Here is a 25,606-nt window from a genome sequence, read left to right on the forward strand (position 1 = left end):
CACGGAAGGACCCGACGATGACGGCCACCCGGCCCGACCCAGCGCCCACCACCCGCGAGAGGGCCCCCGAGGACGCCCTGCTCAAGCTCGGGACGTTCCTGCGCCGCGGCGAGGCGTCGCCGGACATGCGCCAGATCTTCCTCACCGGTGGGCGGGAGGGTGACGCCTTCTACCGCGACCGCTGGTCGCACGACAAGGTCGTCCGCTCCACCCACGGCGTGAACTGCACCGGGTCCTGCTCGTGGAAGGTCTACGTCAAGGACGGCATCATCACGTGGGAGACCCAGCAGACCGACTACCCCTCCGTGGGGCCGAACTCGCCCGAGTACGAACCGCGCGGCTGCCCGCGCGGCGCGGCGTTCTCCTGGTACACGTACTCCCCCACCCGGATCCGCTACCCGTACGTGCGCGCCACGCTGCTCAACCTCTACCGGGAGGCGAAGGCGCGGCTCGGCGACCCGGTGCTCGCCTGGGCGGACGTCGTGGAGGACCCGGAGCGTTCGGCGCGGTACAAGGCCGCCCGCGGGAAGGGCGGCCTGGTGCGGGCCACCTGGGCGGAGACCGAGGAGATGGTGGCCGCCGCGCACGTCTACACCACCAAGCAGTACGGCCCTGACCGCCTCGCCGGATTCTCCGTGATCCCCGCGATGTCGATGGTGTCCTACGGCGCCGGCTCCCGCTTCTACTCGCTCATGGGCGGGCAGATGCTGTCCTTCTACGACTGGTACGCGGACCTGCCGGTCGCCTCCCCGCAGGTGTTCGGCGACCAGACCGACGTCCCCGAGTCCGCCGACTGGTTCAACGCCGGCTACCTCGTCATGTGGGGCTCGAACATCCCGGTCACCCGCACCCCCGACGCGCACTTCATGGCCGAGGCGCGCTACCACGGGCAGAAGGTCGTGGCGGTCTCCCCCCGACTACGCCGACAACACCAAGTTCGCCGACGAGTGGCTGGCGGTGCACCCCGGCACCGACGGCGCCCTCGCGATGGCGATGGGGCACGTGATCCTCACCGAGTTCCACGTCCGGGACCGCACGCCGCGCTTCCACGAGTACATGAAGCGCTACACGGACTCGCCGTTCCTGGTCGCGCTCGAGGAGCGCGACGGCGCCTGGGTGCCCGGCAAGTTCCTCACCGCCGCCGACCTCGAGGGCGACCCCGACCACGGCCACCTCGCGAGGGGCGCGAACCCCGCCTTCCGCACCGTCCTCCTCGACGACGCCGGGACCCCGGTGGTCCCGAACGGCACCCTGGCCGACCGGTACGGGCCCGAGGGCGAGGGCCGGTGGAACCTCGACCTCGGCGACGTCGACCCCGCGCTGAGCATCCTCGACCTGCCGGACGCCGGGGCCGTCGAGGTGGACCTGCCCCGGTTCGACCTCGCCCCCGGCGCCGCGGCCGACGAGACGCGCGTGCACACCGGCGGCACCGGCGTCGTGCGCCGGGGCGTCCCCGTCCGCCAGGTCGGCGGCCGCCTCGTGACCACGGTCTACGACCTGCTGCTCGCCCAGTACGGCGTGGCCCGGCCGGGCCTGCCGGGCAACTGGCCCACGGGGTACGACGACGCCTCCTCCCCCGGCACCCCGGCGTGGCAGGAGGAGCTCACGGGCACCCCCGCGGCCGCGGCCATCCGCATCGGGCGCGAGTTCGCGCACAACGCCGTCGTCTCCGAGGGCCGGTCGATGATCGTCATGGGGGCCGGCGCGAACCACTGGTTCCACTCCGACACGATCTACCGCACGTTCCTGGCCCTCGTGACGATGACCGGGTGCCAGGGCGTCAACGGCGGCGGCTGGGCGCACTACGTCGGTCAGGAGAAGGTGCGGCCGATCACCGGCTTCCAGCAGTACGGCTTCGCGCTCGACTGGCAGCGGCCGGCGCGGCAGATGATCGCGACGGCCTTCTGGTACCTCGCCACCGACCAGTGGCGCTACGACGGCCTGCCCGCCGACTCCCTGGCGTCCCCGCTCGCCCGCGGCGCCTTCTCGGGGCGCACCACCGCCGACACCCTCGTCGAGGCCACCCGGCGCGGCTGGATGCCGTCCTTCCCCACCTTCGACCGCAACCCCCTCGAGATCACCGACGAGGCCGCGGCCGCGGGCAAGGAGGTCCCCGACCACGTCGTCGAGCAGCTGCAGGCGGGCACGCTGCGCTACGCCGTCGAGGACCCCGACAACCCGGCGAACTTCCCCCGCGTGCTGACGGTCTGGCGCTCGAACCTGCTCGGGTCCTCCTCCAAGGGCAACGAGTACTTCCTCAAGCACCTTCTCGGCACCGAGGCGTCGGTGCGGGCGCAGGAGTCGCCGCCCGAACGCCGCCCGCGCGACATGGTGTGGCGCGAGGAGGCCGCCCGCGGCAAGGTCGACCTGCTGACGAGCATCGACTTCCGCATGACGTCGACGACGCTGTTCTCCGACGTCGTGCTGCCGGCCGCCACCTGGTACGAGAAGTACGACCTGTCCAGCACGGACATGCACCCCTTCGTCCACGCGTTCACCCCCGCGATCAACCCGCCGTGGCAGACGCGGTCCGACTACGCGATCTTCCGGTCCCTCGCCAAGAGGGTCTCCGAGCTCGGGGCCCGGCACCTGGGGGTCCGGCGCGACGTCGTCGCCACCCCGCTGCAGCACGACACCCCGGACGAGCTCGCCACCCCGCACGGCTCGGTCGCCGCGCTGGACCAGCTGCCCCTCGTCCCCGGCGTGACGATGCCGCGGCTGACGGTGATCGAGCGCGACTACGCCGCCATCGGGGACAAGTTCGACGCGCTCGGCCCGCTGCCCGACAAGGTCGGCATGATGGTCAAGGGCGTCGCGCTCGACCCGACGGAAGAGGTCCACGCCCTCGGCGAGAAGAACGGGCGGGCGACCTCCGGCGTCGCCGCCGGGCGTCCGCTGCTGGACAAGGACGTCAAGGCCTGCGAGATGATCCTCGCCTTCTCCGGCACCACGAACGGCCGCCTGGCCACCCAGGGCTTCCGGAACGCGGAGAAGCGCACCGGCACCCGCATGGCGGACCTGTCCGAGGACCACGCCGGAACGCGCATCACCTTCGCCGACACCCAGTCGCGGCCGCAACCGGTGGTCACCTCGCCGGAGTGGTCAGGCTCGGAGCACGGCGGACGGCGCTACTCGGCGTTCGTCGTCAACGTCGAGCGGCTCAAGCCCTGGCACACCCTCACCGGCCGGATGCACTTCTACCTCGACCACGACTGGATGACCGAGATCGGAGAGACGCTGCCGGTCTTCCGCCCGCCGCTGGACATGCACCGGCTGTTCGGCGACGCCGTGCCCGGCGACACGAGCCCCACGGGCGCCCCGGGCTCCGAGGGCCACGCGGAGGTCGCGGTGCGCTACCTGACCCCGCACTCGAAGTGGTCCATCCACTCCGAGTACCAGGACAACCTCTTCATGCTCTCGCTCTCCCGCGGCGGGCCGAACGTGTGGATGTCCCCGGCCGACGCGCTGAAGATCGGCGTGAAGGACAACGAGTGGATCGAGGCGTACAACCGCAACGGCGTCGTCGTCGCCCGGGCGATCGTCTCCCACCGGATGCCCGAGGGAACGGTGTACATGTACCACGCGACCGACCGGGTGATCGACGTGCCGCGGACGGAGACGTCGGGACTGCGCGGCGGCATCCACAACTCCCTGACCCGGGTGCTGCTCAAGCCCAGCCACCTCATCGGCGGGTACGCGCAGCTGTCCTACGGGTTCAACTACATCGGCCCGACGGGCAACCAGCGCGACGAGGTCACGGTCATCCGCCGCCGGAGCCAGGAGGTGCAGTACTGATGGACGGAACGGCGAACTCCGCAGCGAGGGGCGAGCGAAGGGGGGAGCGTGACTCTATGAAGGTCATGGCGCAGATGTCGATGGTGATGAACCTCGACAAGTGCATCGGCTGCCACACCTGCTCGGTGACGTGCAAGCAGGCGTGGACGAACCGCACCGGCATGGAGTACGTCTGGTTCAACAACGTCGAGACCCGCCCCGGCCTCGGCTACCCGCGCACGTACGAGGACCAGGACACCTGGGAGGGCGGCTGGGTCCGCAACCGGCGGGGCAAGCTCAAGCTCCGTGCGGGCGGCCGGCTGAAGAAGCTCGCCACGATCTTCTCCAACCCCAAGCTGCCGACGATCCACGACTACTACGAGCCGTGGACGTACGAGTACGACATGCTTCTCTCGGCACCCGCCGACTCCCGGCACACCCCGGTGGCGCGGCCCAAGTCGCTGCTCACCGGCGAGGACCACAAGATCGAGTGGTCGGCGAACTGGGACGACGACCTCGGCGGCTCGCAGGAGATCGCCGTGGAGGACCCGGTCCTCAAGCACATGAGCGAGCACGTGGCCATGGAGTTCGAGAAGACCTTCATGTTCTACCTGCCGCGAATCTGCGAGCACTGCCTCAACCCGTCGTGCGTGGCCTCCTGCCCCTCCGGCGCGATGTACAAGCGCGCCGAGGACGGCATCGTGCTCGTGGACCAGGAGCAGTGCCGCGGCTGGCGCATGTGCGTGACGGGCTGCCCGTACAAGAAGGTCTACTTCAACCACAAGACCGGCAAGGCCGAGAAGTGCACGCTGTGCTACCCCCGCATCGAGGTCGGCCTGCCGACGGTGTGCTCGGAGACCTGCGTGGGGCGGCTGCGCTACCTGGGCCTGGTGCTCTACGACGCCGACCGGGTGGGCGAGGCCGCCGCCGTGGAGGACGAGCACGAGCTGCTCGCCGCGCAGCGCTCGGTGTTCCTCGACCCGCACGACCCCGAGGTGATCGCGGCCGCCCGCCGCGACGGCATCGCCGAGGACTGGATCGAGGCGGCGCAGGCGAGCCCGATCTGGCGGCTCATCAGCGACTACGAGGTGGCGCTCCCGCTCCACCCGGAGTACCGGACCATGCCGATGGTCTGGTACATCCCGCCCCTGAGCCCCGTGGTGGACGTGGTGACCTCCTCCGGCAACGACGGCGAGGACCACAGGACCCTCTACACCGCCATCTCCACCATGCGGATCCCGCTGGAGTACCTGGCGGGGCTGTTCACCGCCGGCGACACCGCGCCGGTGGAGAAGGTGCTGCGCCGGCTGGCCGCGATGCGCTCGTACATGCGGGACATCAACCTCGGCCAGGAGCCGCAGGAGGAGATCGCCACCGCGGTGGGCATGACGGGGGCGCAGGTGCGGGAGATGTACCGGCTCCTCGCCATCGCCAAGTACGAGGAGCGCTACGTCATCCCGACCGCCCACGCGGAGACCGCGCGCGACCTGGAGGAGATGGCCTGCTCGCTCGACTTCGAGGGCGGCCCGGGCATGGGTGGCGCGGGACCGTTCGGGTCCTCCTCCGGGCAGCCGGCCCCGGCGAGCGTGGAGTCCTTCCACGCCCTCAAGCAGCGGCAGACGGCGGACAGCCCGCACGTGCCCAGCGGCCCGGCTCGGGTGAACCTGCTCAACTGGGACGGCCGCGGCGGCAGCACCGACGGGCTCTTCCCGCCGGAGCAGCCGCTGGAGACGCCGCCGGCGTCCCTGGCGGTGGCCGACCCCGACGCCGCGCCCGGCACGTTCGCCGACGACCCGCGCGCGGCGGTCTCTTCGACCGGAGACGTCCCGACGGCGCACGCGGCTATCCACGCGGGAGGTCCCGACGGCGTGGCGGTGCCTACGCGGGACGTCCCGACGGCGCGGCGGTGCCCACGCGGGACGTCCCGACGGCGCGGCGGTGCCCACGGGGGACGTCCCGACGGCGCGGCGGTTCCAGGGAGACGTCCGACACCGCACTGGGTTGTCCCGGGGACGTCCGTCGGTGCAGGCGACCCCGCAGGCAGGCACCGGGCTCCAGCTCCATGGGACACGATGCGCGTCCGACCGGGTCTGTGAGCCGGTGCACGGCCCGGAACGTGCCGGTCACGATATGATCCCCACGTAGCAAGCACGTGCTCCGGGGTCGGTGAGAGTCCGAACCGGCGGTGACAGTCCGCGAGCCGGCACCTCGGTGCCGGTTGACCTGGTGGAACTCCAGGACCGACGGTGAAAGTCCGGATGGGAGGAAGCACGCGGCGCGCACCGTTCGGGTGCGTGCCGATGCGGGCGACGGCTTCAGAGCCGCGCCCGCCGTCCCCGGTCCACGTGCCCGGACCGAAGGGACGAGACGTGAGCACTCAGGAGATCCGGCGCGTGGCCGTGGCGCCGCCCGCGCCGACGGCCACGCCCGTGCCGAAAACCCCGCCGACGACCACGGGGACGGCCCTCACTCCCAACGCCTCCACCACACCGTCGCGTCCCGTCCCCCTCACGGCTCCCGCCCGGCGACGGCTCGTCCCGCCGCTGCTGCTCGGCGTCGTCGTCCTCGGTGTGTGGGAGGCAGTCTCCCGCTCCGGGGCCGTCCCGGCCTTCTTCCTCCCGCCGCCCTCGGCCGTCGCTGTCCGCCTCGCGGAGGACCTGACGACCGGCGGCCTGCCGAGCTACGTCGCCCCGACCCTCGTCGAGGCCGCTCTCGGATGCCTGCTGGGCGCTGCCGTCGCCCTGCCGCTGGGATACCTCGTCTTCCGCAGCCCCCGCGCCGCGGCAGCCGTCGAGCCGTACGTCGCCGCTTCGCAGGCGGTCCCCGCCGTCGCGCTCGCGCCGTTGCTGATGCTCTGGCTGGGCTACGGGCTCCTGCCGATCGTGGTGCTGTGCGCGCTGACGGTCTTCTTCCCGATCGTCCTGGCGACGGTCCTCGGCCTGCGCACCATCGACCACGACGTCGCCGACGCCGCACGGCTCGACGGCGCGGGGGAGTGGCACCTGCTCCGGCACATCGAGCTGCCGCTAGCGCTGCCGGCCCTGCTGACCGGACTTCGCAACGGGTTCACCCTGTCGGTCACGGGTGCCGTCGTCGGCGAGTTCGTGATGGGCGGGCAGGGCCTCGGGATGCTGGTCGCGGCCCGGGGCGACTCCGCCGACACGGTCGGGATCTTCGCCGCCCTCGTCGTCCTGTGCGTGCTCGCCATGTCCGTCTACGGCCTGCTCGGCGCCCTCGAACGCCGCCTCGAGCCCTGAACCACCCACACCGCCCCACCCACCGCCCGACCATCTCTGGAGCATCCGTGTCCTCTCGCCGTCACCTCGCCGTCGCCGCCGTCGCCTCCGGCGTCCTCGCCCTCGCCGCCTGCGCCGGGCAGCCCGCCGGCCCGGACGCCACCACGACGACGGCGCCAGGCACGGGGACGGGCACGGCCGGCACCACCGCCGCGCTGACGGTCGGGCTCACCTACACCCCGGACATCCAGTTCGCGCCGTTCTACCTGGCCGCCGAGAAGGGGTACTACGAGGACGCCGGGCTCGACGTCACCCTGCGCCACCACGGCGCGAACGAGGGTCTGTTCACCGCGGTCGGCGGCGGGCAGGAGGACGTCGTCGTCGCGGGTGGCGACGAGATGCTGCAGGCCAGGTCCCAGGACGTCCCGCTCGTCGACGTGGCGACCCTCTACCAGGAGTACCCCGTCGCGCTGATCGTCCCGGCGGACTCGCCCGTCCGCACCGCCGCGGACCTCGAGGGGCGCACGGTCGGCGTCCCGGGGCCCTTCGGCGAGACCTACTTCGGGCTCCTCGCGCTGCTGCACGGCGCCGGCCTGACCGAGGACGACGTCACGGTCGAGCACATCGGTTTCACCCAGCAGGCCGCCCTGACGGCCGGCCACGTCGACGCGGTCATGGGCTTCGTGAACAACGATGCCGTGCGGTTCGCACAGGCCGGCCAGGACGTCCGCACCATCCCGGTGACCGAGGGGGAGGTGCCCCTGGTCGGGATCGGCCTGGGCGTGCTGGACGCGACGGCGGACGAGCGGCCCGATGACGTGGCCGCCGTCGTCGAGGCGACGCTGCGCGGCGTGCGTGACGTCGTCGCCGATCCGCAGGAGGCCGTGGACCTCTCCGCCGAGTACGTGCCGGACCTGAACCGGCAGGACCAGCAGGCGGCGGCGCTCGCCACCCTCGAGGCCACCGTGCCGCTCTACGGCACGGGCGACGCGGTCGGGTCGCAGGACGCGGCGGCCTGGGAGGCGATGGTGACGCTCATGGAGGACAACGGCCTGCTCGCCTCCGCCGTCGACCCCGCCGAGGCCTGGACCGACGAGTTTCTGCCCTCGGCGAGCAACTAGGGTGGGCGCCGTGAAGTCGTTCGAGGAGCTCTTCGCCGAGCTGCAGCACAAGGCCGCCACCAGACCCGAGGGGTCCGGGACCGTCGCGGAGCTCGACGCGGGGATCCATGCGGTCGGCAAGAAGATCGTCGAGGAGGCCGCCGAGGTCTGGATGGCCGCCGAGCACGAGAGCGACGCCGCCGCGGCGGAGGAGATCTCCCAGCTGCTGTACCACCTCCAGGTGATGATGATCGCGCGCGGACTCACGCTCGAGGACGTCTACCGTCATCTCTGACCGCCCGCCCCACCACTCCACCCGTCCGCCCCTGACCGCACCACAGGAGCCAGCCGTGCTGCGTATCGCCGTGCCCAACAAGGGCTCGCTGTCCGAACCCGCCACCGAGATGCTCGCGGAGGCGGGCTACCGGGAGCGCCGGGGGGCGCGAGCTCGTCCTGCCGGACCCGGCCAACGACGTCGAGTTCTTCTTCCTCCGGCCCCGCGACATCGCCGTCTACGTGGGCTCCGGGACGGTGGACGTCGGCATCACCGGTCGCGACCTGCTGCTGGACTCCGGGGTCGACGCCGTCGAGCACCGGGCGCTGGGCTTCGCCCGCTCCACGTTCCGCTTCGCGGCCCCGGCGGGGAAGGTCGGCTCGCTCGAGGAGGTGGCCGGCAAGCGGGTGGCGACGAGCTACGACGTCCTCGTGGGCGACTACCTCGCCGAGCGCGGGGTGGAGGCGACCGTCGTCCACCTCGACGGCGCCGTGGAGTCCGCGGTCCAGCTCGGCATCGCGGACGTCGTCGCCGACGTCGTCGAGACCGGCTCCACGCTGCGCGCGGCGGGGCTGGAGGTGTTTGGTGAGCCGATCCTGCAGTCGGAGGCCGTGCTCATCCACCCTCCCGGGCGCGAGGTCAGCAACGGCATCACCGTGCTCGACCGCCGCCTGCAGGGCGTCCTCGTGGCCCGCCAGTACGTCCTCATGGACTACGACGTGCCGGTGGAGCACGTCGAGGCGGCGGTCGCCATCACACCGGGGCTGGAGTCGCCGACCGTCTCGCCGCTGCACAACGGCGAGTGGGTGGCCGTGCGCTCGATGGTCCGCCGTGAGGCAACGAACCGGGTCATGGACCAGCTCTACGAGGTGGGCGCGCGCGCGATCCTCGTGACGTCCATCCACGCCTGCCGCATCTGATGCGTTGAGCACCTACGAGGACCTTCACGCACCGTTCCGGCCGCGGTCCGCCCGCGCGGTGACGGTGGTGCTGGGCCTGCTGACCGTGGCGGGGGCGATCATCATCATCGTGTCGCTGCCGCGGATGGAGGGCGTCGTCTTCGGCCCGGCGGACCAGGCGGGGACGGCGGTGCTGGCGCTGGGCATCTGCTGGTTCCTGTACCGGCAGGGCTCGGTGGCGGCAGTCCCCGGCGAGCGCGGCATGGTGGTGCGCAACATCATCCACACCCGTGAGCTCGAGTGGGCAGAGATCCTCTCGGTCAACTTCGGCGACGGCGCACCGTGGGTCCAGCTCGACCTCTCCGACGGCGGCACCCTCGCCGTCATGGCGATCCAGCGGGCCGACGGCGAGCACGGGCGGGCCGAGGCCCGCCGCCTAGCGACCCTGGTCGCGCTGCACGAGGAGGGTGGGGGCACGCCCACCGGCTGAGCCCGCGGCGGGCGGTCCTTCCCGTCCCGGCCGGCGGGACGCCGCCGTCGCGTCGGCGCGGGCGGCGTTCCCGGCCTGGCGCGCGACCTCGCTCGCCGCCCGCACCCGGGTCCTCTTCGCCTTCCGGGAGCTGCTCGCCGCCCGGCGCCAGGAGCTCGCGGAGATCCTCACGGCGGAGCACGGCAAGGTGCTCGCCGACGCCATGGGCGAGGTCGCCCGCGGTCTCGAGGTGGTGGAGTTCGCCTGCGGCATCCCGCACCTGCTCAAGGGGGCTGCGTCGCAGAACGTCTCCACCGGGGTCGACGTCACCTCCGTGCGCCAGCCGCTGGGGCCGGTGGCGATCATCTCCCCGTTCAACTTCCCGGCCATGGTCCCCATGTGGTTCTTCCCGATCGCGATCGCCGCCGGGAACACGGTGGTGCTGAAGCCGTCCGAGAAGGACCCCTCGGCCTCCCTGTGGATGGCCCAGCGCCTCTCCGAGGCCGGGCTCCCCGCCGGGGTGTTCAACGTGGTGCAGGGCGAGAAGACCGCGGTCGACGCCCTGCTGACCCACCCCGACGTCAAGGCGGTCTCGTTCGTCGGCTCGACCCCCGTGGCGCGATACGTCTACGAGACCGCGACGTCCCACGGCAAGCGTGTCCAGGCTCTCGGCGGCGCCAAGAACCACATGGTCGTCCTGCCCGACGCCGACCTCGACCTCGCCGCGGACGCCGCCGTCAACGCCGGGTACGGCTCGGCCGGGGAGCGGTGCATGGCGGTCTCCGCCCTCGTCGTCGTCGAGCCCGTGGCCGACGAGCTCGTCGCGAAGATCGCCGAGCGCTCGGGCACCCTGAGGGTGGGTGACGGGCGACGCGGCTGCGACATGGGGCCGCTGATCACCCGGGCCCACCGCGACCGCGTGGCCGCCTACGTCGACGCCGGACGGGAGGCGGGCGCCGACGTGGTCGTCGACGGGCGCGGCGTCGAGCCCGACGGCGGTGCGGACGGGTTCTGGCTCGGCCCCACCCTGCTGGACCGGGTCACCCCGGAGATGAGCGTCTACACCGACGAGATCTTCGGCCCGGTCCTGTCGGTGCTGCGCGTCGGCAGCTACGAGGAGGCGGTCGACCTGGTGAACGCCAACCCCTACGGCAACGGCACGGCGATCTTCACGAACGACGGCGGAGCCGCCCGGCGTTTCGGCGACGAGGTGGAGGTGGGCATGGTCGGCATCAACGTGCCGATCCCCGTCCCGGTGGGCTACCACTCCTTCGGCGGGTGGAAGAACTCCCTGTTCGGAGACACCCACGCCTACGGCCCTGACGGCGTCCACTTCTTCACCCGCACCAAGGCGATCACCACCCGGTGGCTCGATCCCAGCCACGGCGGCCTCAACCTCGGCTTCCCCGAGCACACCTGACCCGACCTGGACTTTCGCCGCACCGAGGAGGAGCGAACCGTGACTGCACCGCAGGAGGTCCGGGCCGGACGAGCCCGCGAGCTCGACCGCGCCCACATCTTCCACTCCTGGTCGGCGCAGGCGGGGCTGGACCCGATGACCGTCGTCACCGGCCACGGCTGCGAGGTTATGGACCCGGACGGACGCACCTACCTCGACTTCTCGTCCCAGCTCGTGAACCTCAACATCGGCCACGGGCACCCGCGGGTGGTCGCCGCGATCAAGGAGCAGGCAGAGCTGCTGGCCACCGTGGCGCCGGGGTACGCCAACCTCGCCCGGGGCGAGGCGGCCGAACGGATCCTCTCCCACGCCCCCGAGGGCTTCAGCAAGGTCTTCTTCACCAACGGCGGCGCCGACGCGAACGAGAACGCCATCCGCATGGCCCGCCTGCACACGGGCCGGGACAAGGTGATCTCCTTCTACCGCTCCTACCACGGCAACACCGGCGCGGCGATCGTCGCGACAGGTGACTGGCGGCGCGTCCCCAACGAGTACGCGCGCGGCCACGTGCACGTCTTCGGACCCTTCCTGTACCGGTCCGAGTTCTGGGCCACCACCGAGACCGAGGAGTGCGAGCGGGCGCTCCACCACCTCGAACGGGTGGTCCAGGCGGAGGGGCCGGGCTCGGTCGCCGCCATCCTGATCGAGACCGTCGTCGGCACCGGCGGCGTGCTCGTCCCGCCGACGGGCTACCTCGCGGGCGTGCGCGAGATCGCGGACCGGTACGGGGTCGTGCTGATCCTCGACGAGGTGATGGCGGGCTTCGGGCGGACGGGGTCCTGGTTCGCCCTCGACCAGCACGACGTCGTCCCGCACCTGATCACCTTCGCCAAGGGCGTGAACTCGGGGTACGTGCCCGCGGGCGGCGTCATCCTCAGCGCCGAGATCGCGGCCACCTTCGACGACCGCGTCTTCCCCGGCGGGCTCACCTACTCCGGGCACCCGCTCGCCATGGCCTCCATCGTCGCAACCCTCGACGCCATGGCCGAGGAGAACATCGTCGAGAACGCCGCCCGGATCGGCGCCGACGTCCTCGGCCCGGGGCTGCGCGCCCTGTCGGAGCGCCACCCCCTGGTCGGCGAGGTCCGGGGCACCGGGGTGTTCTGGGCGCTGGACCTCGTGCTCGACCGGTCCACCCGCGAGCCGGTGCCGCCGGCCGAGGTCGTGGCCATGCGGGCCGCGCTCGCGGACCGGGGGCTGCTGGCGTTCGTGGCCGACAACCGGATCCATGTGGTCCCGCCGTGCGTGGTCACCGACGGAGAGGTCGCGCGGGCGCTGGAGGTCTACGACGCCGTCCTCACGGACGCGAGCAACGGCTGCTCGGGCAGGGGGAGGGAGTGTCTGCCGCGGCGACGGCGGAGGGGCGTCCGCCGCGGTGAGAGCCGCGCGTGGACCCGCTCAGCGCCCGCCGGGCATCCGGAGGTCGACCCACACGAGCCGGTGGTCCGACGTCGGGAACGGGTACACGCCGGTGAGCTCGGAGCCCGCCTGGTCGGCCATCGGCCAGAACACGCCCGCGCCCTGCACGGGCAGATTCTTCGACGGGAGCGCGTAGTCCACCCGGAGGTTGCCGGGCGCGTCGTCGGTGAAGTCCGCCGTGTCCAGCGCTGCGTCGCCCTCGTGGTGGGCGTTCGAGCCGCCCTGTACCGCCGCCGCCTCGACCGCCCCCTCGGAGGTGGGGCGCGGGTCGCGCACCCGCGGGTGGTCGACCAGCTGGTCGATCGCGCCGGGGACCGAGTCGCCGTCGAGCGGGTCGGCGTTCTGGTCGCCCAGGATCACGAAGCGGCTGCCGGGCCGCAGCCCGCCCTCGTCGCCCGCGTCGTCGTAGATGTAGGCGCTGTCCCGGCGGCTGCCGACGTAGTCCGCCCAGAAACGGATCTCGTCGTGGTTGCGCTGCCCGTTGCGGTCCTCCGGACCGTCGAACGTCGGGGGCGTCGGGTGGGACGCGAGCACGTGCACCGTCCCGCGGCGCGTCTCCACCGGAACGTCCCAGTGCGACTTGCTGGACAGCGGCAGGTCGTCCAGCTCCTCGGGGCCGTACCAGTCGGCAGGCTCGTCGGTGCCCGGGTCGTCCGGGAGCAGCGCGCCCGGCATGTCCTGCCACCGGAAGTTCTGGAAGGTGCGCACGTTGTCGGTGTCGATCGGGTGGCGCGAGAGCACGACCATCCCGTACTGGCCCGGGAACTGCCCGAAGCCGAGCGCGTCGTCGGGGCCGCCGACCTCGCCGTCGTTGTTCAGGTCGTGCCCGGAGCCCACGCCGGTGTTCACCGGCGCGACGAACGCGTACGGGTACCGGATCGGCGACTCGCCGTGCTGGGAGACCTGGAGGTACTGCTCGCGGAAGAGGTCGACCGCCTCGCTGCCGGCGTCGAAGTCGAACTCGTTGAGCAGGACGACGTCCGGCCGCGTGGTCTGCAGCACCTGCGCGATCGCGCGCGCCTGGGCGTCGTCGCCGCCGGCGAGGTCCGCGACCAGGCCGCCCGGAGCGGGGCGGTTCAGCGAGACGTTGTACGTGGCGACCCGCAGCGGGGACCGTTCGGCGCGCGTGGTGGCCGAAGGATCGGCGCCGGCGGAGGCGGGTGCGCCGAGCACGAGCATGCCCGCCGCGGCGGTCGCCGCGGCGGCGAGTCCACCGACGAACCGGCCTCCTGCGCGCATGCGACCACGGTAACAAGGCGCGCCGCCGGGCGGGAAGAGTTGCGGACCGCTGTGGACAGTTGTGACGCCCCCGACGTGGTCGGCCGGCCGCGTCCGGGCGGCCGTGGTCAGCCGGCCGCGATCTCGGCGTCGCGGTCCACCGCGGCCTGGATGCCACGCACGACGGCCGCGGAGAATCCCGCCTCCTCGAGCGCCACCGTCCCGGCGATCGTGGTCCCGCCGGGGGAGGACACCATGTCCGCCAGCTGCGTCGGGGCGACGCCCTTCTCCAGGAGCGTGCGTGCCGTGCCGAGCATCGTCTGCGCGGCGATGCGGGTGGCCTGCGCCTTCGGCATGCCGTTGCGGACCGCCGCCCGGGCCAGCGCCTCGACGAAGTACGCCGCGTACGCGGGGCCGGAGCCGGCGATGGCCGCGTAGGCGGGGAACAGGCGCTCCGGCAGCACGAGCGCCGACCCGACCGTCTCGAAGAGGCCGACGACGGCGTCCACCTGCTCCTCGGTCGCGGAGGCGTTGCCGCACACCGCCGCCATGCCGGCGCCCACGGTCGCGTTGACGTTGGGCATCACCCGCACGATGCTCTGCCCCGGCGCGAGCATTGAGCCGAGCGTGTCCAGCGTCAGCCCCGCGGCGAGGGAGACCACCAGAGAGTCCAGGTCGGCGAGGGCGTCGGCCAGCGGCTCCAGGACCTCGGCGAACAGGTACGGCTTGACGGCGACCACCACCACCCCGCCGGGGCCGGTGCGCTCGACGAGCTCGAGGTTGTCGGTCAGGGCGTCGACCCCGGTCTCCCGCGCGAGCGCCTGTGCCGACCGGCCGTGCGCGCTGGTCACCGCCAGGTCCTCGGGTGGCACCGTCCCCTCCGTCACGATCCCGCGCACGATGGCCCCGGCCATGTTGCCCGCCCCGATGAACCCGACCCGCATGTCCGCTCCTCCGCTCGCCGAAAGGGCCAGTATGTCGCCCGCCACGCACGGGCGGTGCCCGGCGGCACGCCGCGCCACCCGGAGACGGGAGGACAAGGCCCGACTGCTGGGCGCCGGCACGGTCGAGGTCCACGCGTTCCTCGCGGGTTCCGCGAGGATCTGGGCCGCGCGCCGGTGCGCGCTAGACTGCGGACCACAGGCGTCGACCCGGCCATCACCGGCGAGCCTCCGGAAGAACAGGGTCCCTGCCGCCGTGCACGTGCGGTCGGCGCGGGCCCCGAGTAGAACCGGACGGGAGGGCCCGTGACAGCCTGCTCGAGCGGTCGCGCCCGCCGCCACGGCGGAGGGTGGGGCAAGCGAGGTGGTACCGCGGCAGCGGGCGGCCCGGCAGGGAGCCGGGGAGCGTCGCCGTCGTCCTCGCAGCTGTTGTCCACCGCTTGACCGAGGAGCACCATTGGCCGACCAGCCGAAGCGCTACCCGCTGCACCGCCCGGGCACCGACGTGACCGCCTCCCCGAGCTTCCCCGCCCTCGAGCGGGAGATCCTCGACCACTGGAAGCAGGACGACACGTTCGTCGCGTCCGTCGAGAACCGCCCCGCGGGCGTGGACGGCGAGAACGAGTTCGTCTTCTACGACGGCCCGCCCTTCGCCAACGGCCTGCCCCACTACGGGCACCTGCTCACGGGCTACGTCAAGGACGTCGTCGGGCGCTTCCAGACCCAGCTCGGGCGCCGGGTCGAGCGGCGCTTCGGGTGGGACACCCACGGCCTGCCCGCCGAGCTCGAGGCGGAGCGTCAGCTGGGGATCAAGGACAAGTCCGAGATCGAGGCCATGGGCATCGAGGCCTTCAACAAGGCCTGCCGCGACTCCGTGCTCCGCTACACCGACGAGTGGCGGGAGTACGTCACCCGCCAGGCGCGCTGGGTGGACTTCGAGCACGACTACAAGACGCTCGACGTGACCTTCATGGAGTCGGTCATCTGGGCGTTCAAGCGGCTCTACGACAAGGGCCTGGCCTACGAGGGCTACCGCGTCCTGCCGTACTGCTGGAACGACCAGACGCCGCTGTCCAACCACGAGCTGCGCATGGACGACGACGTCTACCAGAACCGTCAGGACCCCTCGGTCACGGTCGGCGTGCGGCTGGAGACCGGCGAGCTCGCCCTCATCTGGACGACGACGCCCTGGACCCTGCCGTCCAACCTCGCCGTCGCCGTCGGGCCCGACATCGACTACGTCGTCGTCCGTCCCGCGGACGGCCCGCTCGCGGGCGAGAAGGTGCTCCTCGCCCAGGCACGGCTCGCCGCCTACGCCCGTGAGCTGGGGGAGGAGCCGGAGATCGTCGCCACCGCGAAGGCGCCCAGCTCGCCGGCCGGCGCTACGCCCCGATCTTCGACTACTACGTCGACCACGAGGCCCCGGGCCCGAACGCCTGGACCGTGCTGCCCGCCGAGTACGTCAGCACGGAGGACGGCACCGGCCTGGTCCACCAGCGCCCGCCTTCGGCGAGGACGACATGGCTGTCTGCGCGGCCGCCGGCATCGGCACCGTCGTCCCGGTGGACGACGGTGGGAGGTTCACCTCCGAGGTCCCCGAGTACGCCGGCCAGCAGGTCTTCGAGGCGAACAGGGCGATCATCGCCGACCTCAAGCACGGCACCGGTCCGCTCGCCCGCCGCACCGAGGCCGACCGCGCCGTCCTGGTGCGCCAGGAGACCTACGACCACTCCTACCCCCACTGCTGGCGCTGCCGGCAGCCGCTCATCTACAAGGCGGTCACCTCCTGGTTCATCCGCGTCACCGAGTTCCGCGACCGCATGGTGGGCCTGAACCAGCAGATCTCCTGGGTGCCCGAGCACATCAAGGACGGGCAGTTCGGACACTGGCTCGCCGGCGCCCGCGACTGGTCGATCTCGCGCAACCGGTACTGGGGCACCCCCATCCCCGTGTGGGTCTCGGACGACCCCGCCCACCCGCGCATCGACGTCTACGGCTCGCTGGCCGAGCTCGAGGCCGACTTCGGCCGCCTCCCGCTCGACCGGGACGGCCAGCCCAACCTCCACCGGCCCTTCATCGACGACCTCACCCGGCCCAACCCCGACGACCCGACGGGCCGGTCGACGATGCGCCGCATCCCCGACGTCCTCGACGTGTGGTTCGACTCCGGGTCGATGCCGTTCGCCCAGGTGCACTACCCGTTCGAGAACCGCGACTGGTTCGAGCACCACTACCCGGGCGACTTCATCGTCGAGTACATCGGCCAGACGCGCGGATGGTTCTACACCCTCCACGTCCTCGCCACCGCCCTGTTCGACCGGCCGGCGTTCCTCAACTGCGTCTCCCACGGCATCGTGCTCGGCTCCGACGGGCGCAAGATGAGCAAGTCCCTGCGCAACTACCCCCGACGTCACCGAGGTCCTCGACCGCGACGGCTCGGACGCCATGCGCTGGTTCCTCATGGCCTCCCCCGGTCGTGCGCGGCGGCAACCTCGTCGTCACCGAGGAGGGCATCCGCGAGAACGTCCGCCAGGTGCTCCTGCCGCTGTGGAACACGTGGTACTTCTTCGCGCTGTACGCCGGCACGCTCGACGGCGGCGCCGGCTACCTCGCGAGGCCGGTCGACCTGACCGACCCGGACGCCGTCCGGTCGCTGCACGTGATGGACCGCTACCTCCTCGCCCGCACCCGCGACCTCGCGACGAGCGTGCGGGAGCAGCTGGAGGCGTACGACATCCCCGGCGCCGCGCAGACCGTGCGCGAGCACCTCGACGTGCTGACCAACTGGTACGTGCGCACCTCCCGCGACCGGTTCTGGTCCGAGGACCACGGCGCGTTCGACACGCTCTGGACCGCCCTCGAGGCCCTCACCCGCGTCATGGCGCCGCTGGCACCGCTCGTCACCGAGGAGGTGTGGCGCGGCCTGACCGGCGGCCGCAGCGTGCACCTGACCGACTGGCCCGAGCTGCCGACGGCGGAGGGCACGGCGCAGGAGGACCGGCGGATCGTGGAGGCCATGGACGCCGTCCGCGACGTCGTCTCGGTGACGCACGCGCTGCGCAAGGCCGCGAAGATCCGGGTGCGCCAGCCGCTTCGGCGCCTGACCGTCGTCGTCGAGGACCCTGCCGCGCTCGCGCCCTTCACCGGCCTCGTGGCGTCCGAGGTCAACGTCAAGGAGGTCGAGCTCCTCAGCCCCGCGCAGTCCGACCTGTCCGTGGTGCACGAGCTCAAGGTCCTGCCCCGTGAGCTCGACCCCGCCAAGCGCCGGCAGACCCAGCAGATCTTCGCCGCCGCCCGCGAGGGCCGCTGGCACGGGCCCGACGCGGACGGCGCGGTCGCCGTCGAGGGCCTCGCGCTCGACGGCGCGCCGCTCACCCTCGTGCCGGGCGAGTACGAGCTGGCCACCGTCATCGACCTGGGCGCCCAGGCCGAGGGCGCCGCCGACGTGCTGCCGGGCGGCGGCTTCGTCGTCCTCGACCTCGCGGTCGACGACGAGCTCGCCGCCGAGGGCTACGCCCGCGACCTGGTGCGGCAGGTCCAGGACGAGCGCAAGGCGTCCGGCCTGTACGTCGCCGACCGGATCCGCCTGGAGGTCACCGTCCCCGCCGACCGCGTCGCCTGGGTCGAGACCCACCGCGACCTCGTCGCCCGCGAGACCCTCGCCCTGGAGGTCGCCGTCGTCGCCGGCGACGGACAGGACCCGCGGGTCGCCGTCACGAAGCTGGAGGCCTGATGACCGAGCGCAGCCCCGACGACGCCGGGCGGGAGAGCGAGGGCGGGCGGCCGGGCCCCGGACGCAGCCCCGAGGACGCCGAGCGGGAGGCCCGCGAGCGGATCGAGGCCTTCATGGCCGCCGCCGACGAGCCGGAGGACGGCGGCCGAACGGGTGCCGGCTCGCCCGACGGCGAGGAGGAGGACGAGCACGACGCAGGGCTGCGCACCCTGCTCGGGTCCTCCCTCATCGCCGGCCCCGACCCCGAGGTCGCCGACGAGATCGTCGCGGAGGGCGAGGACGCCTCCCGCGAGAGCGCCGACGCCGCCGCGCTGGCCGACGCCCGCGCGGAGGAGCAGGTCCGGCACATCTACGAGGAGATCCTCACCCGCGCACCCGAGCACGACGTCCAGCCCAGCCTCGACCGCGTCCGGGACGTCCTCGAGCTGCTCGGCGACCCCCAGCGCGCGTACCCGGTCATCCACCTGACGGGCACCAACGGCAAGACCTCCACCGCGCGCATGATCGAACGGCTCCTGCGCGAGAAGGGGCTGCGCACCGGCCGCTTCACCTCCCCGCACCTGCACTCGGTGCGCGAACGCATCGCCCTGGACGGGCGGCCGATCAGCGCGGAGCGGTTCGTCGCCACCTGGGAGGACGTCGCGCCCTACGTCGGGATGGTGGACGAGCGCTCGCAGGCCGCGGGCGGGCCCCGCCTGAGCTTCTTCGAGGTGTTCACCGTCATGGCCTACGCCGCGTTCGCGGACGCCCCGGTGGACGTCGCGGTCGTCGAGGTCGGCATGGGCGGGCGGTGGGACGCCACCAACGTCGCCGACGGGACCGTCGCGGTCCTCACGCGCGTGGAGCGGGACCACGAGCGCTGGCTGGGCCACGAGCTCACCGAGATCGCCGAGGAGAAGGTCGGCATCGTCAAGGACGGCGCCACGGTCGTCGTCGCGGAGCAGCACGAGGACGTCGAGAGCGTCGTCCTCCACGCCGCCGCCGCGCACGGCGCCCGGCTCCTGCGCGCCGACGGCGATCTCGGCGTCGTCGACCGGCAGGTGGGCGTCGGCGGGCAGATGGTCACGCTGCGGACCCCGGGCGGGGTGTACACGGACGTGTTCGTCCCCCTGCACGGCGCGTACCAGGCCGACAACGCCGCCCTGGCGCTGACGGCCGTCGAGGCGTTCTTCGGGGGCGGCGCGCTCGAGGCCGACGTCGTCGAGCAGGGTTTCGCGAACGTCGAGTCGCCCGGCCGTCTCGAGCTCGTCCGCCGCAGCCCCACGGTGCTCGTCGACGCGGCCCACAACCCCGCCGGGATCGACGCGCTGCGGGCCGCCGTGGAGGAGGCCTTCAGCTTCAGCCACCTGGTCGGCGTCGTCGGCGTCATGGCGGACAAGGACGCCGAGGGCATCCTCGCCGGCCTCGAGCCGCTGCTCGCCGAGGTCGTCGTCACCCGCGCGCGCACGGACCGGGCCATGGACGTCGACGACCTCGCCGAGATCGCCCGCGACGTCTTCGGCGAGGACCGCGTCCACGTCGCGGAGCGCCTCGACGACGCCATCGACACCGCGGCCGGCCTCGCGGAGGCGGACACGGAGGAGGCGGTGACCACCACCGGCGTGCTCGTCGTCGGGTCCGTGATCCTCGCCGCGGACGCCCGCGCGCTCCTGGGCAGGTCGTGACGCGGCCGTCGTCAATCCGTGACCCGGCCGCACCGCGAGCGGCAAGATGGGGCTCGTGGTCCGGCACGGACCGTCCCCGGCTATTCGAAGGAGCACGTCGGTGAAGAAGCTCATCAACGACCCGCAGAACGTCGTCATCGAGTCGGTCCGCGGCTTCGGGCTCGCCCACCCCGACCTCGTCCGCGTCAACGAGGACCCGCTGTTCGTCAGCCGCGCCGGGGGTGCGGTCCAGGGCAAGGTGGGGCTCGTCTCGGGCGGCGGCAGCGGCCACGAGCCCCTGCACGCGGGCTACGTCGGCACGGGGATGCTCGACGCCGCCGTCCCGGGCGCCGTGTTCACGTCGCCCACCCCGGACCCGATCTTCGAGGCCACCAAGGCCGCCGACGGCGGGGCCGGCGTCCTGCACATCGTCAAGAACTACACCGGCGACGTCCTCAACTTCGAGACGGCCGCCGAGCTCGCCGAGGCGGAGGACATCCAGGTCCGCTCCGTGGTCGTCAACGACGACGTCGCCGTGGAGGACTCGCTCTACACCGCCGGCCGCCGGGGCGTGGCGGGCACCGTGCTGGTCGAGAAGATCGCCGGCGCCGCCGCCGAGCGCGGCGACGACCTCGACGCCGTGGTCGCGGTCGCGCAGCAGGTCATCGACAACGTCCGGTCCATGGGGGTGGCGCTGACGGCCTGCACCGTGCCGCACGCCGGCAAGCCGTCCTTCGACCTCGAGGAGGACGAGATCGAGATCGGCATCGGCATCCACGGCGAGCCGGGCCGGCACAAGATCCCCATGGCCGGGGCGAACGAGATCACCGAGCGGCTGCTCAACCCCGTGCTCGAGGACCTCAAGATCGGCCCGGGCGAGAAGGTCCTGCTGTTCGTCAACGGCATGGGCGGCACCCCGCTGTCCGAGCTGTACCTGATGTACAACCACGCCCGTGAGGTGCTCGACGGCAGGGGCGTGGAGGTCACGCGCTCGCTCGTCGGCAACTACATCACGTCCCTGGAGATGCAGGGCGCGTCCGTCACGGTGCTGCGTCTGGACGACGCGCTCACCGAGCTGTGGGACGCGCCCGTCAACACCCCCCGCGCTGCGGCGCGGCGTGTAGGAGGAGGAAGAACCGCATGACTGCCACCACCCTCGGCGCCGACTGGGCCCTGGACTGGATCGAGCGTGCCCGCGCCGTCGTCTCCGCGAACCGCATCGGGCTCATCGAGCTCGACCGGGCGATCGGCGACGGCGACCACGGCGAGAACATGGACCGGGGCTTCACCGCCGTCGGCGCGAAGCTGGCCGGCGCCACGCCCTCGGCGCCGGGGGGAGGTGCTCAAGACGGTGGCCACCACCCTGATGTCGACGGTGGGCGGCGCCGCCGGGCCGCTGTACGGCACCGCGTTCCTGCGCGGGTCCAAGCTCGCCGACGGCGCCCTGGACGCGGCGGGGGTCGCTGACGTGCTCGAGGCCGCCGTGGAGGGCATCCAGGCGCGGGGCAAGGCCGAGCCGGGGGGAGAAGACGATGGTGGACGCGTGGCTGCCCGCCGCGCAGGCCGCCCGCTCCGCGGCGGACGGCGGCGCCGGGCCCGTCGAGGCGCTGCGGGCGGCCGCGGACCGGCGCCGCGGCGGCTTCCGCCCCTACACCGAGGAGCAGCTCGCCGCCCGGCGCGCGGCGCTCCCGCGCATCACCTACCCCGAGCAGCTGCCGGTCTCGGCGCGCCGGGAGGAGATCGCCGAGGCCATCCGCGACCACCAGGTCGTCATCGTGGCGGGCGAGACCGGCTCGGGGAAGACCACCCAGATCCCGAAGATCTGCCTCGAGCTGGGCCGCGGCATCACCGGCACCGTCGGGCACACGCAGCCGCGCCGGATCGCCGCGCGCACGGTCGCGGAGCGCATCGCCGAGGAGCTCGGCGTGGAGCTGGGCGGCGCCGTCGGCTACCAGGTCCGGTTCACCGACCAGGTCTCCGCCACCACGCTCGTCAAGCTCATGACCGACGGCATCCTGCTCGCCGAGATCCAGCAGGACCCGCTGCTGCGCCGCTACGACACTCTCATCATCGACGAGGCCCACGAGCGCAGCCTCAACATCGACTTCCTGCTCGGCTACCTCGCCCAGCTCCTCCCGCGGCGCCCCGACCTCAGGCTGGTCATCACCTCCGCCACGATCGACTCCGAGCGCTTCGCCGCCCACTTCGGCGAGCACGAGGGCGGTCGGCCCGACGGCGAGCTGCTCCGGCCGGCACCGGTGGTGGAGGTCTCCGGACGCACCTACCCGGTCGAGATCCGCTACCGGCCCCTCGTCCCCGACGCGGACGAGGGGGACGACGACACCGCCGGGGACGGTGACGACGAGAACGCCGCAGGTGGCGGTCCGGTGCGCGAGACGGGCAGCAAGGTCTTGCCCGGCGGCCGCCGGCGCGGCGCCGGCCAGCGTGGCGGTGCCCGCGAGGAGCCGATCGACCAAGTCACCGGCATCACCATGGCCGCCGACGAGCTCATGGCCGAGGGGCCCGGCGACATCCTGGTGTTCCTCTCCGGCGAGCGGGAGATCCGCGACACCCACGTCGCCCTCGCCGAGCACCTCGGCCCGCGCTACCTGGCGCCGGGCACGGCGCGGGGGTCCGGGCACCGGCCCGACGCCGTCGAGGTCGTGCCGCTGTACGCGCGGCTGTCCTCCGCCGAGCAGCACCGCGTCTTCGAGCACCACACCACCCGGCGCATCGTGCTGGCCACCAACGTGGCGGAGACGTCGCTGACGGTGCCGGGCATCCGGTACGTCATCGACCCCGGCACCGCCCGCATCTCGCGATACTCCAACCGCACCAAGGTCCAGCGCCTGCCGATCGAGCCGGTCTCCCAGGCCAGCGCCAACCAGCGCTCCGGCCGGTGCGGGCGAGTGGCCGACGGCATCGCGATCCGCCTGTACTCCGAGGCCGACTTCACCTCCCGGCCCGAGTTCACCGAGCCGGAGATCCTGCGCACCTCGCTCGCCTCGGTCATCCTCCAGATGGCCGCGCTGGGCCTGGGCGACGTCGCGCGGTTCCCGTTCGTCGACCCGCCCGACACCCGCGCCGTCCGCGACGGCGTTCAGCTCCTGCACGAGATCGGGGCGCTGAACCCCACGGCGGACCCCCGGGAGCGGCTCACCGACGTCGGCCGCCAGCTCGCCCAGCTGCCGATCGACCCGCGCCTGGGACGGATGCTGCTCGAGGCGCAGAAGAACGGCTGCGCCGCGGAGGTCATGGTCATCGTGGCGGCGCTGAGCGTCCAGGACGTGCGCGAGCGGCCGGCCGAGCACCAGCAGGCGGCGGACGAGAAGCACCGCCGCTTCACCGACCCCACGTCCGACTTCCTCGCCTACCTCAACCTGTGGCGCTACCTGCGGACCCAGCAGCGCGACCTCTCCGGCTCGGCGTTCCGCCGCCTGTGCCGCGCCGAGTTCCTCAACTACCTGCGCGTGCGGGAGTGGCAGGACGTCGTCGCCCAGCTGCGCCAGCTGGCCAAGCCGCTGGGGCTGACGCTCAAGCCGCTCGCCCTGCCGCACGAGGGCGACATCGCGGCGACGGCGGAGAAGACCCCGGACGGGCGGCCGGACACGGCCCGGGCGGTGGTCGCCGTCGGGCGCTCGGTCGACGCCGTGAGCGCGGACGCCCTGCACCAGTCGCTGCTGGTGGGGCTGCTGTCGAACCTCGGCGCCTACGACGAGCGGCGCCGCGAGTACGCCGGCGCGCGCGGGACCCGGTTCGTGATCTGGCCGGGGTCCGGGCTGGCGAAGAAGACGCCCGCCTGGGTGATGGCCGCGGAGCTCGTCGAGACCTCGCGCCTGTTCGCCCGCACGGTGGCCCGGATCCAGCCGGAGTGGGTGGAGCCGCTGGCCGGGCACCTGGTCAAGCGGTCCTACTCCGAGCCGTACTGGTCCACCAAGCAGGGCGCGGCCATGGTCAAGGAGAAGGTCCTGCTGTACGGCATGACCGTGGTGGCGGACCGCAACGTGCTGCTGGGCCGGCTCGGCGACCTCCCGCTCGGTGACGTCACCGCCCGCGAGCTGGCCCGGGAGATGTTCATCCGGCACGCGCTGGTGGGCGGCGAGTGGCGCACGCACCACAGGTTCTACGCGCGCAACCGCGAGCTGCTGGAGGAGGCGGCGGAGTACGAGAACCGGGCGCGCCGCCGCGGCCTCGTGCTCGACGAGCAGGGACTGTTCGACTTCTACGACGAGCGGGTCGCCGACCACGTCGTCTCCGCGCGCCACTTCGACTCCTGGTGGAAGGGGGCGGGCCGCGAGGACCCGGAGCTGCTCACCTTCACCCTGGACCTGCTCGTCCCCGACGCCGGAGCCGTCTCGGGCGCGGACTTCCCGGACGCGTGGCACCAGGGCGACCTCACACTGCCGCTGACGTACCAGTTCGAGCCGGGCAGCTACGCCGACGGCGTCACCGTCCACGTCCCGGTCGAGGTGCTCGGACGCCTGCGTCCCGACGGGTTCGACTGGATGGTGCCCGGCCTCGCCCTCGAGCTGGCCACCGCCACGATCCGGGCGCTGCCCAAGAAGACCCGCGTGCAGCTCGTCCCCGCGCCGGACGTCGCCGCCCAGGTGGTCCAGCTGCTGCCGGCCTGGTCGGAGGTCGCCCCCGCACCGCCGGGTGCGCCGTCGTACCACGAGGCCTTCGCGACGGCGGTGCGCACCCTGCGCGACGTGGAGATCCCCGAGGACGCGTGGGACGACGAGAAGCTGCCCGACCACCTGCGCATGACGTTCCGGGTGCTCTCGGAGCGCGGCGCCGTGCTGTCGGAGGGGAAGAGCCTCGTGGCGCTGCAGCGCGAGCTGGCCCCGCAGACCCAGCGCGCCGTCAGCTCCGCGGTGCGCGGGGCGGTGCGGATCGCGATGGAGGAGGCCGCGGCACGTTCGGGTCGCGCTCCGGGCTCGCCCACCGGTCCGGCCGGCGGGGGCGGCGCCTCGACGGGTCCCGCAGTCCCGGCGGTCCCGGGCGGCCAGGACGGCCGCGCCGCCGCGACGACGGTGCTCCCGGAGCGGGAGAACCTCACCACCTGGCCCGACCTCCCGGACGGAGTCATCCCGAAGCAGGTGGAGTCCGTCGGGGCGCACGGGCTCGTGGTGCGCGGGTACCCGGCGCTGGTCGAGGTCCCCGGCACGCGCGGGACCGCAGGCGGCGGCAAGGGCGGGACGAGGAGCGGCGGCGCGCCCACCACCCACACCGTCGCGCTGCGCGTCCTGGCCGACGCCACCGCTCAGGTCCGCGCCCACCGCACCGGGCTGCGCCGGCTCGTGGTGGTCGAGACCGCCCTGAACGTCCAGCGGGTCACCACCCGGTGGACCGGGAAGGAGGCGCTCACCCTCGCCGCCAGCCCGTACCCGAGCACCGAGGCGCTCGTGGCGGACGTCCAGCTGGCCGCCGTCGGGGGCGCT

At 73.0% G+C, this 25,606-nt stretch carries 9 protein-coding genes, 7 pseudogenes and 1 riboswitch; of the genes and pseudogenes, 14 read left to right on the plus strand and 2 right to left on the minus strand.

The genetic code is table 11. From position 1 onward, the window contains the following. Positions 1-17 precede the first annotated feature (17 nt). The 9 genes and pseudogenes from DA06_RS02995 to DA06_RS03035 form a co-directional block, all read left to right on the plus strand. Positions 18-3,795, plus strand: a pseudogene (locus tag DA06_RS02995) (nitrate reductase subunit alpha). A gap of 56 nt (positions 3,796-3,851) precedes the next feature. After that, positions 3,852-5,507, plus strand: a pseudogene (gene narH, locus DA06_RS03000) (nitrate reductase subunit beta); the annotation flags it as partial. Positions 5,508-5,924: 417 nt separating this feature from the next. Further along, a riboswitch (FMN riboswitch) is annotated at positions 5,925-6,048 on the plus strand. 95 nt (positions 6,049-6,143) lie between these two features. Then, the gene (locus DA06_RS03005; protein WP_418606835.1) at positions 6,144-7,031 is read left to right on the plus strand and encodes an ABC transporter permease; all 888 of its coding nucleotides are present in this window, start codon (positions 6,144-6,146) and stop codon (positions 7,029-7,031) included. 47 nt (positions 7,032-7,078) lie between these two features. Continuing rightward, positions 7,079-8,131, plus strand: a complete 1,053-nt coding sequence (locus DA06_RS03010; protein WP_043497155.1) for an ABC transporter substrate-binding protein — start codon at positions 7,079-7,081, stop codon at positions 8,129-8,131. Between the two features lie 10 nt (positions 8,132-8,141). Next, entirely contained in the window at positions 8,142-8,405 is a 264-nt protein-coding gene (locus DA06_RS03015) for a phosphoribosyl-ATP diphosphatase (RefSeq protein ID WP_043497158.1), read from the plus strand. Between the two features lie 55 nt (positions 8,406-8,460). After that, positions 8,461-9,304 (plus strand): annotated as a pseudogene (gene hisG, locus DA06_RS03020) (ATP phosphoribosyltransferase). Between the two features lie 4 nt (positions 9,305-9,308). After that, on the plus strand, positions 9,309-9,773 hold the full coding sequence (locus DA06_RS03025) for a PH domain-containing protein (protein WP_043497156.1): 465 nt from the start codon (positions 9,309-9,311) through the stop codon (positions 9,771-9,773). Further along, positions 9,751-11,172 (plus strand): CoA-acylating methylmalonate-semialdehyde dehydrogenase, encoded by a 1,422-nt coding sequence (locus DA06_RS03030; protein ID WP_418606836.1) that lies wholly within the window; start codon positions 9,751-9,753, stop codon positions 11,170-11,172. The genes DA06_RS03025 and DA06_RS03030 overlap by 23 nt, the downstream gene beginning before the upstream one ends. Before the next feature lie 39 nt (positions 11,173-11,211). Continuing rightward, positions 11,212-12,519: pseudogene (locus tag DA06_RS03035) on the plus strand (aspartate aminotransferase family protein); the annotation flags it as partial. A gap of 90 nt (positions 12,520-12,609) precedes the next feature. Here DA06_RS03035 and DA06_RS03040 read toward each other — a convergent pair. Then, positions 12,610-13,869 (minus strand): endonuclease/exonuclease/phosphatase family protein, encoded by a 1,260-nt coding sequence (locus DA06_RS03040; protein ID WP_043497167.1) that lies wholly within the window; start codon positions 13,867-13,869, stop codon positions 12,610-12,612. Positions 13,870-13,976: 107 nt separating this feature from the next. Continuing rightward, positions 13,977-14,792 carry a pyrroline-5-carboxylate reductase gene (proC, locus tag DA06_RS03045; RefSeq protein WP_043497168.1) on the minus strand — a complete coding sequence of 272 codons (816 nt, stop codon included), beginning with the start codon at positions 14,790-14,792 and terminating at the stop codon, positions 13,977-13,979. Positions 14,793-15,246: 454 nt separating this feature from the next. Between proC and ileS the strand changes: the two are divergent. The 5 genes and pseudogenes from ileS to DA06_RS03070 all read left to right on the plus strand — a co-directional run. Further along, positions 15,247-18,522, plus strand: a pseudogene (gene ileS, locus DA06_RS03050) (isoleucine--tRNA ligase). After that, the gene (locus DA06_RS03055) at positions 18,522-20,186 is read left to right on the plus strand and encodes a bifunctional folylpolyglutamate synthase/dihydrofolate synthase (RefSeq protein ID WP_418606837.1); all 1,665 of its coding nucleotides are present in this window, start codon (positions 18,522-18,524) and stop codon (positions 20,184-20,186) included. Before ileS ends, DA06_RS03055 begins: the two are co-directional and overlap by 1 nt. 100 nt (positions 20,187-20,286) lie before the next feature. Next, positions 20,287-21,309 (plus strand): dihydroxyacetone kinase subunit DhaK, encoded by a 1,023-nt coding sequence (gene dhaK / locus DA06_RS03060; RefSeq protein WP_043497169.1) that lies wholly within the window; start codon positions 20,287-20,289, stop codon positions 21,307-21,309. A 222-nt stretch (positions 21,310-21,531) separates the two neighbouring features. After that, positions 21,532-21,627 (plus strand): annotated as a pseudogene (locus DA06_RS03065) (dihydroxyacetone kinase subunit L); the annotation flags it as partial. 70 nt (positions 21,628-21,697) lie between these two features. Next, positions 21,698-25,537: pseudogene (locus DA06_RS03070) on the plus strand (DUF3418 domain-containing protein); the annotation flags it as partial. Positions 25,538-25,606: the final 69 nt, after the last annotated feature.

The sequence above is a fragment of the Georgenia sp. SUBG003 genome (assembly GCF_000715355.2).
GTDB lineage: Bacteria > Actinomycetota > Actinomycetes > Actinomycetales > Actinomycetaceae > Georgenia.

Bases quoted from the DNA above. Each gene is read 5' to 3' on its own strand.
- proC (WP_043497168.1), bottom strand. From the start codon at position 14,792: ATGCGGGTCGGGTTCATCGGGGCGGGCAACATGGCCGGGGCCATCGTG.
- DA06_RS03040 (WP_043497167.1), bottom strand. From the start codon at position 13,869: ATGCGCGCAGGAGGCCGGTTCGTCGGTGGACTCGCCGCCGCGGCGACC.
- DA06_RS03055 (WP_418606837.1), top strand. From the start codon at position 18,522: ATGACCGAGCGCAGCCCCGACGACGCCGGGCGGGAGAGCGAGGGCGGG.